Source organism: Streptoverticillium reticulum (genome assembly GCF_047456005.1).
GTDB classification, from domain to species: Bacteria; Actinomycetota; Actinomycetes; order Streptomycetales; family Streptomycetaceae; genus Streptomyces; species Streptomyces reticulum.
In genome coordinates this window covers 846628-865832 of the sequence record NZ_CP179755.1, presented here as the reverse complement: position 1 = coordinate 865832, position 19205 = coordinate 846628, and the positions used below count along the sequence as shown (strand labels likewise).

General features: G+C 74.0%; 14 protein-coding genes. 2 read left to right on the top strand and 12 right to left on the bottom strand.

Annotation, left to right across the window (positions count from 1 at the left end; translation table 11 throughout):
- Positions 1–5 precede the first annotated feature (5 nt).
- Positions 6–1007: an AMP-binding protein gene (locus ACMATS_RS03875; protein WP_414166883.1), complete on the bottom strand. Its 1002-nt coding sequence runs from the start codon at positions 1005–1007 to the stop codon at positions 6–8.
- Positions 1008–1094: 87 nt separating this feature from the next.
- Positions 1095–2201 (bottom strand): PP2C family protein-serine/threonine phosphatase, encoded by a 1107-nt coding sequence (locus tag ACMATS_RS03870; RefSeq protein ID WP_414166882.1) that lies wholly within the window; start codon positions 2199–2201, stop codon positions 1095–1097.
- 156 nt (positions 2202–2357) lie between these two features.
- Between ACMATS_RS03870 and ACMATS_RS03865 the strand changes: the two genes are divergently transcribed.
- On the top strand, positions 2358–3800 hold the full coding sequence (locus ACMATS_RS03865; RefSeq protein WP_414166881.1) for an NAD(P)/FAD-dependent oxidoreductase: 1443 nt from the start codon (positions 2358–2360) through the stop codon (positions 3798–3800).
- On the opposite strand, the gene ACMATS_RS03860 is transcribed toward ACMATS_RS03865, so the two are convergent.
- The 3 genes from ACMATS_RS03860 to ACMATS_RS03850 all read right to left on the bottom strand — a co-directional run bounded on the left by ACMATS_RS03860 (position 3787) and on the right by ACMATS_RS03850 (position 6913).
- Entirely contained in the window at positions 3787–4449 is a 663-nt protein-coding gene (locus ACMATS_RS03860; RefSeq protein ID WP_414166880.1) for a hypothetical protein, read from the bottom strand. The two genes, ACMATS_RS03865 and ACMATS_RS03860, sit on opposite strands and share 14 nt — an antisense overlap.
- A 146-nt stretch (positions 4450–4595) precedes the next feature.
- Entirely contained in the window at positions 4596–6182 is a 1587-nt protein-coding gene (locus ACMATS_RS03855; protein WP_414166879.1) for a phosphodiester glycosidase family protein, read from the bottom strand.
- A 401-nt stretch (positions 6183–6583) separates the two neighbouring features.
- The gene (locus ACMATS_RS03850) at positions 6584–6913 is read right to left on the bottom strand and encodes a hypothetical protein (RefSeq protein ID WP_390778850.1); all 330 of its coding nucleotides are present in this window, start codon (positions 6911–6913) and stop codon (positions 6584–6586) included.
- Positions 6914–7124: 211 nt separating this feature from the next.
- Here ACMATS_RS03850 and ACMATS_RS03845 point away from each other — a divergent pair, with 211 nt between their 5' ends.
- On the top strand, positions 7125–8396 hold the full coding sequence (locus ACMATS_RS03845; RefSeq protein ID WP_414166878.1) for an MFS transporter: 1272 nt from the start codon (positions 7125–7127) through the stop codon (positions 8394–8396).
- On the opposite strand, the gene ACMATS_RS03840 is transcribed toward ACMATS_RS03845, so the two are convergent.
- From ACMATS_RS03840 to ACMATS_RS03810, 7 genes are all read right to left on the bottom strand, one after another.
- The gene (locus ACMATS_RS03840; protein ID WP_391149621.1) at positions 8368–9597 is read right to left on the bottom strand and encodes an aspartate kinase; all 1230 of its coding nucleotides are present in this window, start codon (positions 9595–9597) and stop codon (positions 8368–8370) included. The genes ACMATS_RS03845 and ACMATS_RS03840 overlap by 29 nt on opposite strands.
- A 45-nt stretch (positions 9598–9642) precedes the next feature.
- Positions 9643–11046, bottom strand: coding sequence for an aspartate aminotransferase family protein (locus tag ACMATS_RS03835; RefSeq protein ID WP_414166877.1), 1404 nt, complete (start codon positions 11044–11046; stop codon positions 9643–9645).
- Positions 11047–11096: 50 nt separating this feature from the next.
- Entirely contained in the window at positions 11097–15095 is a 3999-nt protein-coding gene (locus ACMATS_RS03830; RefSeq protein ID WP_414166876.1) for a Pls/PosA family non-ribosomal peptide synthetase, read from the bottom strand.
- Between the two features lie 503 nt (positions 15096–15598).
- Positions 15599–16981 (bottom strand): M1 family metallopeptidase, encoded by a 1383-nt coding sequence (locus tag ACMATS_RS03825; protein ID WP_414166875.1) that lies wholly within the window; start codon positions 16979–16981, stop codon positions 15599–15601.
- 4 nt (positions 16982–16985) lie between these two features.
- Positions 16986–17849, bottom strand: a complete 864-nt coding sequence (locus tag ACMATS_RS03820; RefSeq protein WP_390778856.1) for an ABC transporter permease — start codon at positions 17847–17849, stop codon at positions 16986–16988.
- Positions 17809–18687 carry an ABC transporter ATP-binding protein gene (locus ACMATS_RS03815; protein ID WP_391149628.1) on the bottom strand — a complete coding sequence of 293 codons (879 nt, stop codon included), beginning with the start codon at positions 18685–18687 and terminating at the stop codon, positions 17809–17811. The genes ACMATS_RS03820 and ACMATS_RS03815 overlap by 41 nt, the downstream gene beginning before the upstream one ends.
- Positions 18684–19163, bottom strand: coding sequence for a MarR family winged helix-turn-helix transcriptional regulator (locus ACMATS_RS03810; RefSeq protein WP_414166874.1), 480 nt, complete (start codon positions 19161–19163; stop codon positions 18684–18686). Before ACMATS_RS03810 ends, ACMATS_RS03815 begins: the two co-directional genes overlap by 4 nt.
- Between the last annotated feature and the right edge of the window lie 42 nt (positions 19164–19205).

Here is a 19205-nt window from a genome sequence, read left to right as displayed (position 1 = left end):
GCCGTTCAGGACCGCTGCGCGACGGGCCGCGAGGGCCTCGGGGCCGGCACCCGGACCATGGCGTCGGGCCAGAAGCCCGCCACCGCGTACGCCGAGACGAAGGCGTCGAGCCGCTCCGCGTCCACCCCCTGCTCCGGCGCCAGCACCAGCCGCCACCGGCCGAGCTGCAGCGCGCACCGCTGCGCGTAGTCCGCCCCGTGCGGCAGGGCGAGGGCACCGGGCGGTATCACCCCCGTGGTGGCGCGCTGCTGCGACATCGCCGTCAGCCAGCGGCGCGGGTCGCGGGTCACGGTGCCCGAGGGCAGGGCCCAGGTGCTCATACCGGTGAAGAGGGGCAGCAGCACCTGTGTCGTCAGGCCGGTGCCGTCGTGGGCGGGCAGCCAGCCGACCAGCCGGTCCCGCGTGCCCAGCCGGGCCTCCGCCGTGAACGCGGAGAGCCCCGCCAGGGCCGCGCCGTGCGTGACGGGCACGCCCCGCGGCGGGCCGAAGGACCGCGGCGCGTACTGGACATAGGCGACGTCGGAGGCCTCCGACGGCACCGGTTCGACCGGGCGGCCCGTCGGCGGCCCGATGGCCACCACCGCCCCGCTGCGGCTCCCCGGGCGCGAGGCGAACAGCGGCAGCCACCCCGGCACGGTGCACACCAGCGCCGGCCGGCAGTCCGCCTCGGCCGCCGCGTACACCGCCGCCCCGGCCACCCCCCGGGGCGCGGGCACGGGCACCGCCACCACCCCCGCGTACAGGCAGCCGAAGAACGCCGCCGCGAACTCCGGGCCGTTGGGGAACGCCAGCAGCACCCGGTCGCCCCGCCGCACCCTGGTCCGCAGGAGCGCCGCCACCTGGCGGGCCCGGCGGTCCAGCGCCGCGAGGCCGAGCTCCTCCGTCCGGCCGCCCACGGCGTCGGGGAGGTAGGTGCAGAACACCGCGTCGGGCCGCGCCGCCGCGCTGCGGGACAGCATGCCGGTCAGGGTGCCTGCGGTGGTGCGCGGGGACATCGTCATCGTCATGACACCGACCATGCGTGACGATCATCAACGGATGATCGCCATCCGATTAACGGGAGCGGGCCCTTTGTTGCGGGCCCGGCGCCCGGCTCACTCGCAGCGCTCGACCACGACCACCGCCACGTCGTCGTCCAGCGCCCCGCCGGCATGGGCGAGCAGGTCGTCGTGAATGTACTGCACGAGGTGCTGCGGCTGGGTGCCGCCCCAGGCGGCCACGCGTTCGCCGAGGGGATAGAAGACGCCGCGGGCGTCGCGGGTCTCGACCACCCCGTCCGTGTACAGCACCAGGAGGTCATTGACGGCGAAGGGGAACGCCTCGGCCTCGTAGGCCGACGCGGGCAGGCCGCCGCCCAGGCCCAGCGGCAGGGCGGGGTCACTGACCGCCAGCTCCGTCACCCGCCCCCGGTGCACCAGCAGCGGCGGCGGATGCCCGCAGTTGATGAGCCGGATCAGCGGCTCCTCGTCGGGGACGTCCAGCACGGCGGCGGTGATGAAGCTCTCGCCGGCCGTCTCCGGGTCCGCGGGCTCCACCGTGTCCCAGTAGACCGTGTTCTCCAGGTGCGCCACCAGGGTCGGCAGCGTGGGGTTGCGGTGGGCCGCCGCGCGGAACGCGCCCAGCAGCAGCGCCGCGTCACCGACCGCCGTCAGCCCCTTGCCCCGCACGTCGCCGATCATGATCCGGCTGCCGTACGGGGTGCGCACCGTGGCGTAGAGGTCGCCCCCGATGCGCGCCTCCGCCTCGGCCGCCACGTACACCGAGGCGATCCGCAGCGGGCCGATCCGCGCGGGCAGCGGCCGCAGCAGCACCTTCTGCGCCACCTCGGCCACGCCCCGGACCTGGACCAGCTCCTGCTCGTGACGGTTGTACGCGTAGCGGAAGAACACCACGAAGGTCGAGACCACGATGAGCGCCAGGATCTGCGCCTCGTGGTTGGACGAGAACAGGCCACCGTGGAACACCCCGATGAAGATCTGGGCGATCACGGCCAGCCCGCCGATGACCGCGGTGAGCACCGGTCCGCCGAAGGCCGCCGTCAGCGCGGGCGCCGCCACCAGCAGCGGGCCCAGATGGATGTTCGGGGACGTCAGCAGGTCGACCACCGTGACGAGCGCGATCAGCCCGAGTGGTACCGCGACCAGTCCGGAGACACGGGGCCGGTGCCGTCGGAAGACCGGCGGAGCATGGTGAGGGTGCACGGTTCCTGCTTACATGCCTCCGGGCCCGTCGCCCGCGATGCCGCGGCCCGCGCCGCCCCGGCTTGCCCCGGACGGGCCCCGGAGCCCGGCACCGGCCGACGGCCGGTACGGTGACCGACGGCAGGACGAGCGGAACGACCGAATGGGGTGGGCACGGTGACGGAATCCGACGCGCAACAGGACGGACGGACCCTCAGCAGGCGGGCGGACGGCGGCAGTCCGCGGCGGCACGCGGTCGTCATCGGCGGCGGACTGGCCGGTCTCCTCGCCGCGCACGTGCTCGCCGAGCACGCGGACCGGGTCACGCTCGTGGAGCGCGACCGCTTCCCCGAGGAGCCCGCGTCGCGGTCCGGAGTGCCGCAGGACCGGCACGTCCACGTCATGCTGGAGAGCGGCCAGAATGCCTTGGAGATGCTGTTGCCGGGCATCAACGCCGAGTTGCGCGAGCTCGACGTCCCGCGTCTGGGCATGCCCGACGACATCGTCCAGTGGCAGGCCGGCCGCTGGTACCGGCGCACGGCGGCGACTACGCACATCCTGACCGGCTCGCGGCCGTTGACCGACTGGGCCGTACGGCGCCGCGTTCTGTCCGGCCCGCGCATCGAGGTCGTCGAGGGCGTCGAGGTGACGGGCCTGGCCGGGGACGCCCGCCGGGTGCGTGGCGTCCGTCTGCGCGACCGGGGAGCAGTAGTCGGGAAGGAGCCGCGGGTCCTGGAGGCCGACCTCGTGGTGGATGCCTCCGGTCGTTCCTCCCGCGCCCCCGCATGGCTGGCGGCGCTCGGCGCCGAACCGCCCCACGAGGAACTCCTCGACAGCGGCCTCGCCTACGCCAGTGCCGTCTACCGCGCGTCCCGGGACGGTGACTCGCCCTTCGGCGGCGTCTACGTCGTCGCCAATGCCACCCAGCCCCTCGGGGCCGTCCTTTTGCCGATCGAGGACGACCGCTGGTTCGTCACCCTCTCCGGAATGCGCGGGAGCGAACCGCCCACGGACGAGGCCGGGTTCACGGAATTCGCCGCCCGCCTGCCGCACCCTGTGCTGCACGAGTGGCTGCTCAAGGCGGAACCCGTCTCGCCCGTCCACGGCTTCCGCAAGACCGCCAACCTGCGCCGCCGTTACGACCGGCCGGGCCGGCGCCCGGCGGGGTTCCTGGCGACGGGCGAGGCGCTGTGCGCCTTCAACCCCGTGTACGGGCAGGGCATGTCGGTGGCCGCGCTGAGCGCTCTCGCCCTGCGGGAGGCGCTGTCCGACCCGCGCCGGGTGCCGACGACGCACCGCGTGCAGCGGGCCCTGTTCGCCGCGGCCCGGCCGGCCTGGGACATCTCGGCGGGTGCGGACAAGAAGATGCCCGGTGCGACCGGCAACGCCGTCGGATCCCGGACGGTCGACCGCCCCGTTGACTGGTACCTGCACCGCGTGGAGCAGCGGGCCACCGGCAACCCGGTGGTGGGAGCGGCGTTCCGCCGCGTACTGTCCCTGAGCGCCCCGGCGACCTCCCTGTTCGCCCCGTCCGTCGCCCGGGCCGTCCTCTTCGGTCCCGTGCCGTGGACGCCGCCGGAGCCCCCGCTCGAGCCGGAGACGGACGCTACGGCGCGCTGACGAACTCCTCCGCCCCGTACCGCACCCGCGCTTTCTTCCAGTCGGCACCGAGCTTGGTGACGAACGTCCGGGCGAGGGCGAGGTCCTTGAGCGGGGCGACGAGGATCAGCCGTCCGCCGAGGGTGACGGAGCCGCCGCCGAGTTCGTCGCGGACGGCCGGGTCCGCCACCAGGGCGTCGTGCAGGCGCCGGGAGTCGACGCCCGGCGCCTCGATGTCGACCGCGTTCGTGCCCGCCGCCGTGCGCGGCAGGTACCGGAACGTCAGCACCGACTCCTGGTGGTACTGCTTGGCCAGCACCCCGGCGATGTGGTGCAGCCCGGTGGCGGAGACGCGGTTGACGTCGAACTCGCGCGAGCGTTCGTACGTCGTCTGCTTCAGGTCCGAGGACCAGAACACCCCGTCCAGCAGCCGGGAGGCGCCGGCACGGGCGCCCTGGGCGCGGATGGTGCCGCGCACCTCCCGGTCGAACCGGCCCAGCCGCGTCTTCAGCCGCGGGTCGGCCGGGTCGGTGATGACGGCCGTGTTGCTGGTGGCGAAGATCTCCGCCTGCGGGGCGGCGGTGCGGGGCGCCGCCTGGGCGGTGCCCGTGCCCGCCGCCCCCGATGCCAGGACACAGACCGTCACCAGGGTGCCGAACCGTCGCTTCATACCCGTTTCCCCTCGCCTGTCGCTCCGTCACGCCGCACCGGCGGGCGCGGCGGGATCACGCTAGGGGCTGCGGGGCGGGGTGCGCGCCGGTTCGCGGGGGAGTGGCCGGATCCGTCTCCGCCGGACGGGTGAGCCCCCCCGCGCGGTCAGCGGATGACGAGGGCGTTGGCCACCTGCCGGGGACCGGTGCTGTCCGAAGGCCGGTTGACGAGCCTGCCGTTGACCACCATGGCCGTGGACCCGCCGCCGTCGAGGTTGACGGCGTCCACGGCGCCCAGGGACTTGAGGACGGCCGCGCTCTCGTTGAACGAGACCCCCTCGCTCCAGCCGGGCCGGCGGCCGTCGACGGTGACGAGGAGCAGCGAGCCGTCGGCGGTGACCCCGGCGAGGGTGCGGGGGTGCCGGTGGGTGGCGAAGTAGTCGAAGAAGGCGGGATCCTCGGGGTAGTTGAAGCCCTCGGCGTCCGCGGGCACGACGATGCGTCCGTTGCGCAGCAGCTGCGGGCCGCCTGAGACGACGTCCGCGCCGCGGCCGGCGGTGTCGGGCAGCGACTTGTGGTCCTGGTTGACGATGTCCGTGGTGACGGTCAGCCTGCTGCCCTTGCGGGCGTGGTCGCGCAGCCACTGCGCGCCGCTGCCGATGCCGGCGAGCACGGTGTCGCCGCGCGGGACCGTCCCCTCCCGGTGGTCGCGCACCTCGAGCACCTTGCCGTCGCGCCCGAGCACCACGGCGGTGCCGTCGCCCTTGTGGATCGGGCCGTCGAAGAAGCCGGTGTACTGGATGATGTCGTCGGTGTCGGTGCACAGCCAGTCGTGCCGGGGGCGGGCCGTGGGCACCTCGTCCGCCGGGCCGCCGCAGGAGCGGATCACGCCCGGGGCGCGGTTGAGCCCGTCGAGGGTGCGCTGCGCCCCGTCGCCGGCCCGCAGTCGCATCGTCGTGCTGAGCTGCTGCACCGAGGGCTTCCGGTGCTGGTCGGAGGGCAGGACGAGGGCGCTGCGCCCACGGACGGCCTCGCTGATCAGCTCGCCGTGCAGCACCGACAGGCCGGCGACGTCGCCGAAGGTGCCGTCCTCCTCGTCGGAGCCGTAGCTGCCGTTGATGCCTGCGATGGCGTGGGTGCGCTGCACCATCTCGGCGAGGGTCTCGCCGCCGGGCACGTGGTCCAGGGACTGCCGGGCCTGGATGCGCTTGCGCTGGTCGGCCGAGACGCGCAGGACGTCGACCACCCAGGGGCCGGAGTGTGCGCGGTCGTCCTCGCCGGTGAAGTAGGTGCGGGCGGGCTTGAAGCCGGCCGTCCGCAGGTCCTTCACCAGCCGGGCGGCCGCGTCCTGGTCGGCGAGGCTGCCGACGCGGACCCGCCAGCCCCACGGCTGCCGGGACGGCAGGTCCTGGGGGCGGTCGTCGACGCGGGTGACGACGGGGGCGAAGCCCTCGGCGGTGAGCCGCCCCGCCAGTTCGCGGGCCGCCTGCTCCTCGCGGAGGAGGGCGACTTCGACGGTCCAGTGCTCCCGCGGGTCCTCGGTGCGTCCGCGCTTGATCCTGGTCCAGGTCACTCCCGGGGCGACCTTGGTGACCGTGCGGGTCTCCGGCAGGTCGCGGTCGCCCAACGGCAGGTGCTGCACGGATGTTTGGGTGGCGGCCGCCGGGGCCGTCATGCCTGCCGCGGTCGGTACGGATGTCAGCACGACCAGGCTCGCAGCCAGTGCCGACCAGCGCATACGTCTGATCCTCACCACTTTTCTCCCCTGCCCTCTCGGTGTCATGTCGCGATGTCATGTCACGGACTGTCGCCGCAGTGTGGACGCGCAGCGTGTCGCCTGCGCGAACACTCCGCTCAGCATGGCGGAATGAGGGGGGAACAGGGATGGGGCGGGAGTGCCGACTCCGACGGCTGATCCCCGGGTGAAGAACGCCCGCGATGGAGGCATCATGCACAGCATGGACCCCGATGAGCTCAGCGCCGATGAGATCAACGACCTGCTCGACGAGAACGAGCAGGATTCCGGGTGGTACGAGGACGACGCCTACGACTGGGTGCGCTGACCTCCCGGCCGGCCGCGCGCGGGCGAACGGGTGAACGCACGGCCGGAAGGCCCCCCGTGGTGCCTTCCGGCCCTGCCGCGTGCGTGCGGGCTCAGCCGCGGACCTTGTGGAACCACAGGCCGACGTTCGCGCCGCCGCTGAAGACGGCGCACACGTGCCGGTCGTAGCGGTTCCGGTCGTAGGGGTGGCTGTAGGCGTACTGGTTGCAGTTGTCGAAGGTCCAGAACCAGGTCTGGTACTCGTAGCACGGGTTGACGTTGCCGTTGTCGGCGCAGTCGGGGGCCGGGGACGCCATGATCCTGGCCGTGGCGGCGGGGTGCGCCGGGACGGCTCCCGATGCGGTGGCGGTGGTGGTGCCCAGGGCGCCCAGGGCGAGTGCCGCGGTGAGGGCGGCGGCGGTGCGGCGGAGCTTGGTCGTCATGAGGGTCCTCCTCGGTGGGCCGGTGCCGGTGCACCAGCGTGTCCGGGCCCGCGGAGCGCGGCCAAGCAGTTCGGGGAGAGCTGAAACGTAGGCCATGGATCGCCGGTTGGGGGGTTTGCCCCTCTCGCCACGATCGGGTGTTGTTTCGGGAAGAGTCGGGCTTTGTCTGTCATGTGCCCTCTAGCGTGGCGCCGTTCGGTCAGGAGGGCGCATGGAATATGTGCGGCTGCTGCGGATGCGGCCCGTGCTGGTGCTGTGGCTGGCCCGGAGCCTCTCCGTACTCGGCGACCACCTCTATGCGGTCGCGGTGATGTGGACCGTCTACGCGAGCACCGGTTCGGCCTCGCTCATGGGGCTCGTGGCGACCCTGGAGTCGCTGCCCTACGTCCTGCTCGGCACGGCGGGCCGCCGGCTGGTGTCCCGCTGTGCGTCCTACCGGGCCCTGTCCCGGGTGGACGCCGCGCGGGCCGCCCTGGTCCTCGCCCTGCCCTTCGTCTGGACGCCGGACGGCCGGGGCGTCTCCGTGCTGCTCGTCGGCGTGTTCGCGCTCGGCATCCTCGGCGCCCTCTTCGACCCGAACCTGGAGGCGCTGCTGCCCGGACTCGCCGGACCGGAGCGGGTGCAGCCGGTGACCGGGCTGTTCGACCTGACCAGCCGCATCGCCCGCATCAGCGGCCGGGCCGGCGCCGGTGTGCTCCTCCTGATGGTCTCCAAGCTGCAGCTCTTCGCGTTCGACGGCGCGGCCTTCGCGGTATCGGCCGCCGCCCTCGGCTGGCTCGGCCGCCGCAGCGCCGCCGTGCACCGGCACCGGCCCCTGCCCGGTCCGGACCCCTCGGTGCGGGCCTGGCCGCTGCTGCGGGCCCACCCCCGGATCGGCGCGGCGATCGCGGTGCACGGCCTCGTGCCGTTCTGTGCCGCCGCGACGAGCGTGGCGATGCCGGCCCTGCTCGCCACCCGGTTCGGCGCCGGCGCCGGGGCCTACGGCCTGGTGACCGCCGCGCTCGGTGTCGGGGCGCTGATCGGCAACCCCGTGGCGGGCAGCTGGCGGCCCGGGGGCTGGCCGGTCGTGTGCTGCTGCGCGTGGGCGGTCGAGGGGCTGGCGACCGTGGGCATGGGACTGGTGGGACGGGTCTCGGCACTGGAGGGCCTGTCCCTGGTGATGGGGCTGGCCGCCCCGCTGGGCACGGTGACGCTCCGGACGCGGCTGGCGCGCTTCCCCGCGGCCCAGCGGCTGCGGCTGATGGCCGTCGAGCACACGGCGGCGCGGTCGGGAGCGGTGGCCTCGACGCTGCTGGTGCCGATGCTGGCCGACGTGTCGGTGCGGGGCGCCTTCGGCGCGGCGGGGAGCCTCGTGGTGCTGGCGGCGGTGGGGGGCCTGTTCTCCCCCGCCCCGCCCTCGTCCGTGACCGGTGCCGGGGCCCCGCCCCCGGCACCGGAGCGCACCGCGCCCGGCGTCACGCCCCCGCAGCTGCCGGGGCGCTGAGCCCGAACGCCGAGTGCAACACCCGTACCGCGTCGCAGAGATGGTCGTCCTGGCACAGTACCCGCACCCCCGGCCGCAGGTACGTCACCGCCTCGATGCCCACGCCGGCATCGGCGAGCACGCTGCAGCAGCGGGCCACCGAGCCCGGCCCCGCCGAAGGGGCGGCGCCGATCACCGAGATGCTGCCGATGCGGTCGTCGCAGCGCACCCGGACCGGGTCCGGGGCCTCGGCCCCGGCGTCCTCGATGGCGGCGAGGACGGCGGGGATGTGGTCCGCGTGCAGGACGAACGACAACTCCCCGGGCCCGGCGCCGTGTTGCCGCATCTCGATGTCGAACCCGCCCCCGGCCGCGGCGGCCGCGTGCAGGATGCGCCCGGCCGCACCGCCGCGCCCGGGCGGTGCGACGACGGTGATCCGGGCGGCCTGGTGGTGGGTGACGCCGGTGACGGAGCCGCCGGGCGCCCCGGAGTCCTCGCAGAGCAGGGTGCCCTGCCCGGGGCCGTGCGCGGCGCGCACCCGCACCGGCACGCGGTGGCGCTGGGCGTACGCGACCGAACCGGCCGCGAGGACCTGGGCGCCGCCCGCCGCGAGGCGGCGCATCGCCTCGTAGCCGATGCGGTCCAGCCGGCGGGCGTCGGGGACGATCCGCGGGTCGGCCGTGTAGACGCCGTCGACGTCGGTGCAGATCTCGCACAGCTCCGCGTCGAGGGCGGCCGCGAGTGCCACGGCGGTGGTGTCGGAGCCGCCCCGCCCCAGTGTGGTGATCTCCGGGCCGCCGTGGGCCCGGCCCTGGAAGCCGGCCACCACCGGGACGAGTCCGGCGTCCAGCGCCTGCCGCACGCGCTCCGGCGTGACACCGGTGATCTGGGCCCGGCCGTGGTCCGCGGTGGTGGCGATGCCGGCCTGTGCGCCGGTCAGCGAGCAGGCGGGGACGCCCAGTGCGTCCAGGGCCATGGCGAGCAGGGCGCTGGAGATGCGCTCGCCCGCGCTGAGCAGCATGTCGGTCTCCCTGGCGGGCGGCAGCGGGGCCACCTGGGCGGCCAGGTCGAGCAGGTCGTCGGTGGAGTCGCCCATGGCGGACACCACCACGACCACCTCGGTCCCGCCGGCGCGGGACTTGGCGACGCGTTCGGCGACGAGCTTGAGCCGCCCGGCGTCCGCGACCGACGAGCCACCGTACTTCTGAACGATGAGGGCCACGGGTACCTGTCTCCTTCGGTGGGGTGGGCCGACAGGGGGGGGCGGCTACCGGCCCGCGGCCGGGCCGGTGACGGAACCGTGCGCGGCCGCGCACTCCTCGACGGCGGACACCAGGAGGGTGCAGGCGGTGTCGACGACGTCCTCGGTGACGTTGAGCGGTGGCAGCATCCGCACCACGCAGTCGTCCCGGCCGCCGAGTTCGACGATCAGACCGCGGCGCAGCGCGTGCTGCTGCACGGCCGCCGCGAGGGCGGACGCGGGCCGGCCGTCGCCGGGTGCGGCCAGTTCCACGCCCCACATCAGCCCGAGGCCGCGCACCTCCCGCACCCACGGGCAGCCGCGCAGCGCGGCGAGCCGGTCCGCGAACTGGGCGCCGCGGGCCCGCACGTTGGCGAGGACGTCCTCGTCGTGGATGATGCGCACGGCCTCGGCGCCGGCCGCGAAGGCGAGCTGGTTGCCGCGGAAGGTGCCGGTGTGGGCGCCGGGGGCCCAGGTGTCCAGCCGCTCGTCGTAGAGGATCATGGCGACGGGGGTGCCGATGCCGCTGAGCGCCTTGGAGGCGACGATCACGTCGGGCTCGATGCCGTACTGCTCGAAGGCGAACCAGGTGCCGGTGCGGCCGCAGCCGGTCTGCACCTCGTCGACGACGAGCGGGATGCCGAGCTCGCGCGTGATCTCCCGGACCCGGGTGACGAATTCCGGCCGGGCCGGGATGACCCCGCCCTCGCCCTGGACGAGCTCCATCACCACGGCCGCGGGGGCGGCGACGCCGCCGTTGCCGTCGCGCAGCGAACGCTCCAGCAGCGCCACGCAGTTGGTCTCGCAGGTCTCGGGCGACAGGGCCAGCGGGCAGCGGGTGCAGTAGGAGTACGGGAAGAAATGCGTGCCGGGCATGCCGTTGGGCACCGGCTGCTTCTGGGCGACGAGCCCGGTGAGCGCCATGGCGGCGTGGCTGCTGCCGTGGAAGGCGCCCTGGAAGGAGACGACGTCGCCGCGGCCGGTGGCGGTCTTGCACAACTTGACGGCGGCGTCGACCGCGTTGGCCCCGGTCGGGCCGCACATGTGCACCTTCATACGGTCGCGGAGGGCCGGCGGCAGCATCGACAACTGGGCCTCGACGAAGGCGTCCTTGGCCGGGGTGGGGAAGTCCAGGCCGTGGGCGAGGCTGCCGAGCTGCCGGGCCGCGGTCGCCACCAGGGCCGGGTGGCTGTGCCCGAGGGACAGGACGCCGGCGCCGGCCAGGAAGTCGATGAAGACGTTGCCGTCCACGTCCCTGACCCAGGGCCCGGAGGCCTCGGCCAGGGCTATGGGGATCCGGCGCGGGTAGGTGCGGGCGTTGGACTCCCGCAGCTCCTGGCGTGCCAGCAGCTCGGCCGAGCGGGGGCCGGGCAGATCGCCGTGGATCCGGGGCCCGGTCCAGGTGGCGGGGTCCGTCAACTGCGCTGTCATGGTTGCTCCGTGGGATGGGGGAGAAGCCGAGGGGACGGGGGTGCGGTGGTTCAGTACGGTCTGGCCGGGATGCCGCGCCAGCTGCTGCGGGCCGGCAGGTTCTCGCCCTTCATGACCAGCGAGAGGGCGTCGAGGCAGGTGCCGTCGCCGACGTGCGCGTCGTAGAGCACGACGCAGCGCGAGCCCACCGAGGCGCCCTCGCCGACCCGGACCCGGGACATCTTCATCACCCGGTCCTCGAACAGGTGGGTCTGCAGGGACGTCGCCTCGCCGACCGCCGCGTCGTCGCCCACCTCGACCAGGTCGAACTCGGTCATGAACGTGGTGTTCAGCCAGGTCCGCCGGCCGATGCGGGCGCCGAACAGGCGCATGACGGGGGCCATCCACGGGCTGCCGGTCAGGAGGTTCAGCAGGCCGGGCACGACCAAGTTCTCGAACAGCCCGGTGATCAGCTCGGTGCGGCGTACCCAGATGCCCCACAGCGGCTCCGTGCGCGCCCGGTAGCGGCCGATCACCAGCCACTTGAGGACGACGACCACGAGGGTGGCGGCCAGCGAGGACGCCAGCAGCAGCCCGGGGGCCAGGGCGAGCAGGGCGAGCGGCGGAGCGGTCTCGGCGGTCAGCGCCATGGCGTAGAGCAGGGCCAGTATGGACAGCCCGCCGAGCGTCGCGGGCAGGGTGACCCGGAAGAACTCGACGGCCAGCCGCGCCGCGATCAGCCCCGGGGTCGGGGCGAAGGTGTACTTGGCCGGGAAGCGCTGACTTTCTTCGCGGGTCGGCAGGAACAGGGCCGGCGAGCCGAGCCAGGTCGTCTCCGGCTCGATGTCGCCGTGCGGGGCGACGGAGTGCACGCCCAGCAGGCTGTTGTCGCCCAGCCGGGAAGAGCCCGGCACCAGCGCCCCGTTGCCGACGAAGCTGCGCCGGCCCACGGTGGCGGGCGCCAGGGCGAACCGCCCGTGGTGGAAGACCGCCGGGCCGACGACGGCGATGTCGGCGACGAAGCTGCGCTCGCCGATCTCCAGCAGGTCGGGATCGACGAAGCTGACGGTGGCCACCTCGGCCCAGCGCCCGGTCCGGGCGCCCAGCGCCCGCAGGAACGGCACGAGGTAGAGCGTGGAGTACAGGGCGTGGGTGACGGTCAGGCTCAGCGTCATCATCCCGTCGCCGAGCCACTTGGCCGCGCCGAAGCCGCTGCGCTCGCGGTGGATGCCGGTACGGGCCCGGGGCAGCAGCCCGCGCTTGACGGCGAGGACGAGCAGGCAGGTGGAGACGGCGGCCAGCGGACCGGCCGCCGCCGCGGCGGCCAGTGCCCCGGCGGGCCCGTGCTCCGCCGCCGCCCAGGCGGTCAGTATCCCGCCCGGCGTGAGCACCAGTGCGGGGGCGAGCAGCAACAGCACGGCGCCCAGGGCGTAGCCGGCCAGCACGGGCAGCGGCCAGCGGCCGTGGTCGGGGTCGGCCTCCAGCCGGGCGAGCAGCGCGGGCTTGCCGCTCTGCCGCACGGCGGGCGAGCCGGCCCAGTACTCCCCGTCCGGGACGGCGTGGTCGGCGGGCACGAGCGACTGGTCGCCCACCGCTGCGGCGTCGCCGAGGTCAGCGCCGGGCAGGACGACGCTGTTGGTGCCCAGGTGACTGCCCGCTCCGAGGCGCACGGGGGCCAGCCGGAGCCAGCCGCCCTCGACCGCGAACGGCTGGACGTGTGCCCCGTACCCGATGCTCGCCGCGTCGCCGATCTCCACCAGCGACGGCACGGCCGGCGGGGCGGCGATGTGGCAGCCGCGGCCCACCCGGGCGCCGAGCAGCCTCAAGTACGGCGGCAGCAGCGGGGATCCGGCCAGCACGGCGGCGGGGGAGAGGGCCAGTATCTTGCCCTGGAGCCAGAACCGCAGGTACGTCGCGCCCCACAGCGGATACCAGCCCGGCCGCACACCGGCCATGAGCAGCCGTCCGGCGAAGGCGGGCAGCAGGACGAGGTCCACCACCGTCCACGCGAGGTCGACGGCGACGAACTCGCCCCAGCCCAGGTGCGCCAGGGTGCCGAGCGGGCCGCCGCCGATGCCGTCGACGGGCAGGGCCAGCGTGACGCACAGCCGGTAGAACAGCACCAGGAGCGGCAGGCTGAAGACGAGCAACCAGACGTACAGCGCCCCGAGTTGGGCCAGCCCGCAGGCCCATACCCGGGCCGTGGAGTGCCGCCGGGGGGCCGGGGCGGGGACGGCCGGGCGCTGCGGGGGAGCGGCGGCGGCCCCGGCGCGCTCCCGGAGGAGCGCGGCGAGCCCACGGACGGTGGGACGGGCGTAGAGGTCGCCCATCGCCACGCCCTCCAGGCCCGGTTCCCTGCGCAGCCGGGAGACGAGGCGGGCCGCGGACATGGAGTGGCCGCCCAGGTCGCAGAAGAAGTCGTCGTCGGCGGAGAGTCCGCCGGTGCCGAGCACCTCCTGCCAGACGGCGGCCAGTTGCCGCTCCGCAGCGGTCTCCGGCGCGGTGCGGCGGGTGCGGCGGCGGCCGAAGGAGGCCGACGCGGGGGCGGGGAGCTGCGAGCGGTCCACCTTGTCGGCGGCGAGCAGCGGCAGGGCGTCGAGGATCTCGACGAAGGCGGGGATCATGTAGTCGGGCAGTCTGCGGCGCAGCGCGGTGTGCAGGCGCTCGCGCAGCTCGTCCTCGTCCTGCCGGCCGCGGTCGTGGAGGGTGAGGTAGCCGACGAGGGCCTGTGCGCTCCCGTCGGTCCCGTGCGGGACGACGACGGCACTCTCGACGGCCGGGTCCTCGCGCAGGACCTCCTCGATCTCGGCGCACTCGATGCGGTATCCGCGGATCTTGACCTGGGTGTCGACGCGGCCGAGGTACTCGATCTCTCCGGTGGGGGTGAACCTGCCGAGGTCGCCGGTGCGGTAGAGGCGGGGCACGTCGGCGCGGTCGGCCTCGACGGGGTTGGCGATGAAGCGCTCGGCGGTCAGCTCGGGCCGGTTGACGTAGCCCACGGCCACGCCCGGCCCGCCGACGCAGATCTCGCCCTCGGTGCCGTCGGGGACCGGCCGCAGCCGCTCGTCGAGCACGTAGACCCGGTAACTGGGCAGCGGGCGGCCGATGGTGACCGGCCGGTGCGGGTGCAGCTCGCCGCAGGTCGCGGTCACGGTGGACTCGGTCGGCCCGTAGGCGTTGAGGATCCGCCGCCCGCTGCGCGACCAGCGGTGCACCAGGTCGCGCGGGCAGGCCTCGCCGCTCACCAACAGGCTGCGCAAGGCGGGGAGTTCGCCCTCGATGGTGGTGAGCAGGGTGGGCACGCAGCACAGCACGGTGATGGCGTGCTCGGCGAGGAAGTCGGCGAGTCCCTGGCCGACGCGGCGTTCGCCGCCCGGCCCGGTGTAGAGGGTGGCCCCGGCGATCCACGCCGGCCAGATCTCCTCGACGGAGAAGTCGAAGGCGAGCGAGAGCCCCTGGTAGACGCGGTCCTCGCCGTGCACCTGGTAGACGGGGGTGGCCACGCGCAGGAAGTTGACGACGTTGGCGTGGCTGACGGCAACGCCCTTGGGACGGCCGGTGGTTCCGGAGGTGTAGATGACGTAGCACAGCGACGAGGGGTCGTCCGGCGGGGCGGCGCGGTCCGGGGGCAGGTCCGCCGCCTCGGCCTCGGCCAGGTCGACGTCGAGCACCGGGCAGGCCGTCCGGGCGGTGCGCTCGCGCAGGGCCGGGGCGGTGAGCAGGCACTGCACCGCGGCGTCCGCGGCGATGAACGCCACCCGGTCGGCGGGGAACGCCGGGTCGAGCGGCACATAGGCGGCACCGGCCTTGAGCACGGCGAGCAGGGCGACGTAGGTCTGCGGCGAGCGGTCCAGGAGGATGCCCACCGTGCCGCCCTCGCGCACCCCGCGCTGCCGGAGCAGCCGGGCCAGCCGGTTGGCGCGGGCCTCCAGCTGCGCGTACGTCAGCCGGGTCCCCTCGCAGATGACGGCGACGGCCTCCGGCGTCCGGTCGCAGGTCCGCTCAAAGAATTCGAAAAGGAATCGTACGTGGCGTACTCCGTCACCTTGTACCGGGTCGGGAGAATTCATGACGTGAGCCGGTGCGGTGGGCGCCGGGCTCACTCTCGTTTCAGGCACATGTCCCCCAGGTGAATGGGACTTGCAGGTTTTTTCGCACGCCTTCGCGGCAGCTTCGGGAGGGGCCGCGAGGTGGGCGGATTTCACGGGCGGAAGATTCGGCTGCCGTTGCCGGCGGTGGTTTTTCCGGGCGGCCGCCATTAACAACGCGTCAGGAAAACTAGGTGGCTGTATCCCGCGGGAACAGCGGGATTCTAGCCGACGTGGGACGCCCCAATTCGCGCCACCGGGACATGTCGCGCGCGTGGCGGGTGGGGCATGGATGAATCTCTGTGGCGCTTGGTCCGGACAGGGGATCTGCCGACGCCGACGCCCGTCCCCGCGTCAAGGTGAAATCCGGCTCCACCGGGGCGGTGGGTGCGGCTGGTTCTCATTGGTTGCGAAGACGCGCAAGTAAAAAATTCATCTTGTTACTTTGCGGTGCTGTAAACACCGCGCCAAAAAACGCTTGGTGATTATTCCGGGCGGCCTGCGCCGGACCCCGGTCCGGGAATTCCGGGCAGCGCCCGGCAGCTGATCCAGTCCCGGAAAAATCCGCCGAGGGGCATGTCCGCCACCTGCTCGGCGAGGGCGATGAAACCCCTGGTGCCGCCATTGCCGCCGCGATACCGGTCGAGCCACTCGCGGATCAGCCGGAAAAACCTCTCGTCCCCCGCGGTCAGCCGCAGCGCGTACATGGTCAGGGCGCTCCGGCTGTACACCCAGTCCTCGAACAGGGCGGCCGGGCCGGGGTCCGCGAGCACCGTGTCCGGGTCCGCGGCGCGCACCTCCGCCAGGTGCTCGGCCGCCAGCGTGCGCGCATCGGCCTCGCCGCACGCCTCCCACCACAGCCACTCGGCGTAGGTGGCGAGCCCCTCCTTGATCCACAGGTCCTGCCAGCCGGCGATTCCGGCGCTGTTGCCGAACCACTGGTGGGCCAGCTCGTGCGCCACCTCGTCCTCGTACCCGCGTCGGCCGTCCACGCGGTCGGTGCCGAACACCGCGAACGTCTGCGCCTCCAGCGGGTCGCCCACGTCGTCGTCGACCACCACGGCCCCGTACGCCTCGAAGGGGTACGGGCCGAACAGTTCGGTGAACACGGTCAGCATCTGCGGCTGGCGGCCGAAGTCGTGGGCCGCGCGCTCCGCCAGCCGTTCGGGGAAGGCGTTGCGCAGCAGCACGCCCGGCGGGCCGCCCGACTGTTCGTGGAAGACGAACCGGCCGACGGCCAGGGTCGCCAGGTAGGGCGCCATCGGCCCCGTGTGCTCGTACACCCACGTCGTGCGCCCCCGCCCGGCCGGACTGCGCAGCGTGAGCGTGCCGTTGGCACACACCTGCCAGCCGTCCGGGACCGTCACCTCGAACCGGTACGCCGCCTTGTCGTCCAGCCGGTCGTTGCAGGGGAACCACGAGGGCGCGCCCACCGGCTCGCTGGAGACGCGGATGCCCTCGCGGGTGGTGAACCAGCCCGCCTCGTCGTCGAGTTCGGGGATCCCGACGGGCCGCGGGACACCGCGGTAGTGCACCGTCACCTCGACGGGCTCCCCGGCGGGCAGCCGCCGCGGCGCGGCGACGAGCAGCTTCCTGCGGCGGTGCCGGAACCGGGCCGGTGCCCCGGCGACGTCGACGCGGGACACGTGCAGCCGGGCCAGGTCGAGCTCGATGACTTCGAGCTGCTCCGCGGGCACGACGGTCAGCTCCGCGGCCGCCAGGATGCGGCCCGAACCCGGTTTCCAGTCCAGGCGGATGCGGTAACGGCACACGCCGTAGCCGCTGTTGCCGTGGCCCGGGAAGTACGCGTGCGCCGGTCCGGGCACCCCGAAGCCCCCGGCGGGACGGCGGTGGGCGGGGCGGCGCATCGGCTCAGCGGGCCAGCCGGCCCAGCAGCGAGGCCGCGGAGGCGATGCCCAGCGCCGAGGCGACGAGGAGCACGGCGAAGTCGGCGCCCAGATGGGCGGGCGTGCCGATGAGCAGCCCGCGCAGCGCGTCCACCTGGTAGCTCAGCGGGTTCGCCCTGCTGACGACCTGCAGCCAGCCGGGCATCGCGGACACCGGGTACAGCGCGTTGGAGCCGAAGAACAGCGGCATCGTGATGGCCTGGCCGATGCCCATGAGGCGGTCGCGGGTGAGCACGATGCCCGCGATCGTCATCGACAGGCAGGAGAAGAAGGCCGAGCCGAGCAGCACCACGACCAGGACGCCCAGCAGCCGCAGCGGATTCCAGGTCAGGGAGACGCCCAGGAGCGCCGCGATGGCGATCACGACCACGGCCTGGATGACGGCCTTCACCCCGGCGGCGAAGGCCTTCCCGGTCACCAGCGCGGCCCGGGGCGTCGGGGTGACGAGCAGCTTGGTGAGCACGCCCGAGTCCCGCTCCCAGATGATCATGATGCCGTAGAAGATGGCGATGAACATCGCGGACTGGGCGATGATGCCGGGCGCGAGATAGTCCAGGTAGGGCACGTGGCCGGTGGGGATGGCGTGGATACGGGTGAAGGTCTCGCCGAAGATCAGCAGCCACAGGGCGGGCTGCACGGCCCGGGTGTAGAGCTCGGTGCGGTCGTGCCGCAGCTTCTGCAGCTCGACGGCGCACATCGCGGCCACCCGGGCCGGCACCACCCGCCAGCCGCTGCGGGCCTGCGGCGGGGTCAGCAGCAGGGCGTAGCGCTCCTTGGGCGGGAGGGGGTCAGCCGATGCGGGAGGCGGTGCGGCGGGTGCGGCGGACATCGCTGAACTCCCCTCGTTCGTCGGGGCCGGGCTCGTCGAGCCCGCTTCCGGCGAAGTGCCGGAAGACGTCCTCCAGGGACGGCGGGGGAGACTCCGCCCCGCCGGACTCCCGGCGGTGGGCGACCAGTTGGTCCTTGAGCTCCGCGGGTGTGCCCAGCGCGCGGATCCTGCCGCGGTGCATCAGCGCCAGCCGGTCGCAGCGCTGGTCGGCCTCCTCCATGGAGTGGGTGGTCACCAGGACCGTCATCCCGGTCCCGGCCCGGATGTCGCTGATGCGCTCCCAGACGCTGTCGCGGGCGATCGGGTCGAGGCCGATGGTCGGCTCGTCCAGGATCAGCAGCCGCGGCGCGCTGACCAGGGCCTGCGCCAGCTCCAGGCGGCGCACCATGCCGCCCGAGTACGTCGCGGCCGGCCGGTCCGCGGCGGAGGCGAGGCCCACCGCGTCCAGCGCCTGCGCCACCCGGGCGGCGCGCTCGCGGCGGGCCACGTCGAAGACCCGGGCGAAGAGGGCGACGTTCTCCTGCCCGGTCAGGCTCCCGTCGGCGGAGAGCTGCTGCGGCACGTAGCCGAGCAGGCGCCGCACCGCCATGCGCTGCCGGGCCGCGTCGTGGCCGAAGACGCCGACCACGCCCGGCGGCACGGGCAGCAGCGTGGTGATCGCCCGGATCGTGGTCGTCTTGCCTGCGCCGTTGGGGCCGAGGAGGCCGAAGACCTCGCCCGGCTCCACCTGCAGGTCCACGCCGTCGACGGCCTTGGTGCTGCCGAACGCGTAGTGCAGGCCGGTGCAGCGGACGGCCGCGACGGGCTCGTCCCCTTCGGTGTTCCGGACCGGGTTCACGGAACCTCTCCTGTCTCGCGCAGCGACTCGGCCAGCCTGCGCAGCGCCGGGAGCGCCGCCGTCAGAGCGGCCCGGTCGGTGGCGGCGAGCCTCTCCATCCGCTCGTGGAACAGGGCCGTGCGCTGCGCGTCCCACTCCTGCAGCTGCTCCCGGCAGGCGGGGGTCGGGTGCAGCAGCGCGGCGCGCCGGTCCTGCGGGTCGGCCTCGCGGTGCAACAGCCCTGCCGCCACCAGCTGGTTGACCAGGGTGCTGACCGAATTGGCCGCCAGGCACAGCTCGCGGGCGGCGGCGGAGACGCCGATGCCCGGCCGGGCCGCCACCACGCGCATCAGCTCGGCCTGGGCCCCGCGGAGCCGCGGCTGGGGCATCGCCCGCCACAGCCGGCGCCGGGCCAGTCGCTGGATGCCCGCCAGCACTCCGGCGAGCTCGTCGGAAAGACCATCTGCAAGACCCTCTGCAGGACCACTTGCGGCCATATCATCAGGTTAGCTCTGTGTGAGAGCTAACGGAAGGCGCCC

What these genes read in the sequence shown, in the direction of transcription:
- ACMATS_RS03875 (WP_414166883.1), bottom strand. Translation starts at nt 1,007, where the DNA reads ATGACGATGACGATGTCCCCGCGCACCACCGCAGGCACCCTGACCGGC.
- ACMATS_RS03860 (WP_414166880.1), bottom strand. Translation starts at nt 4,449, where the DNA reads ATGAAGCGACGGTTCGGCACCCTGGTGACGGTCTGTGTCCTGGCATCG.
- ACMATS_RS03850 (WP_390778850.1), bottom strand. Translation starts at nt 6,913, where the DNA reads ATGACGACCAAGCTCCGCCGCACCGCCGCCGCCCTCACCGCGGCACTC.
- ACMATS_RS03845 (WP_414166878.1), top strand. Translation starts at nt 7,125, where the DNA reads ATGGAATATGTGCGGCTGCTGCGGATGCGGCCCGTGCTGGTGCTGTGG.
- ACMATS_RS03835 (WP_414166877.1), bottom strand. Translation starts at nt 11,046, where the DNA reads ATGACAGCGCAGTTGACGGACCCCGCCACCTGGACCGGGCCCCGGATC.
- ACMATS_RS03830 (WP_414166876.1), bottom strand. Translation starts at nt 15,095, where the DNA reads ATGAATTCTCCCGACCCGGTACAAGGTGACGGAGTACGCCACGTACGA.
- ACMATS_RS03825 (WP_414166875.1), bottom strand. Translation starts at nt 16,981, where the DNA reads ATGCGCCGCCCCGCCCACCGCCGTCCCGCCGGGGGCTTCGGGGTGCCC.
- ACMATS_RS03820 (WP_390778856.1), bottom strand. Translation starts at nt 17,849, where the DNA reads ATGTCCGCCGCACCCGCCGCACCGCCTCCCGCATCGGCTGACCCCCTC.
- ACMATS_RS03810 (WP_414166874.1), bottom strand. Translation starts at nt 19,163, where the DNA reads ATGGCCGCAAGTGGTCCTGCAGAGGGTCTTGCAGATGGTCTTTCCGAC.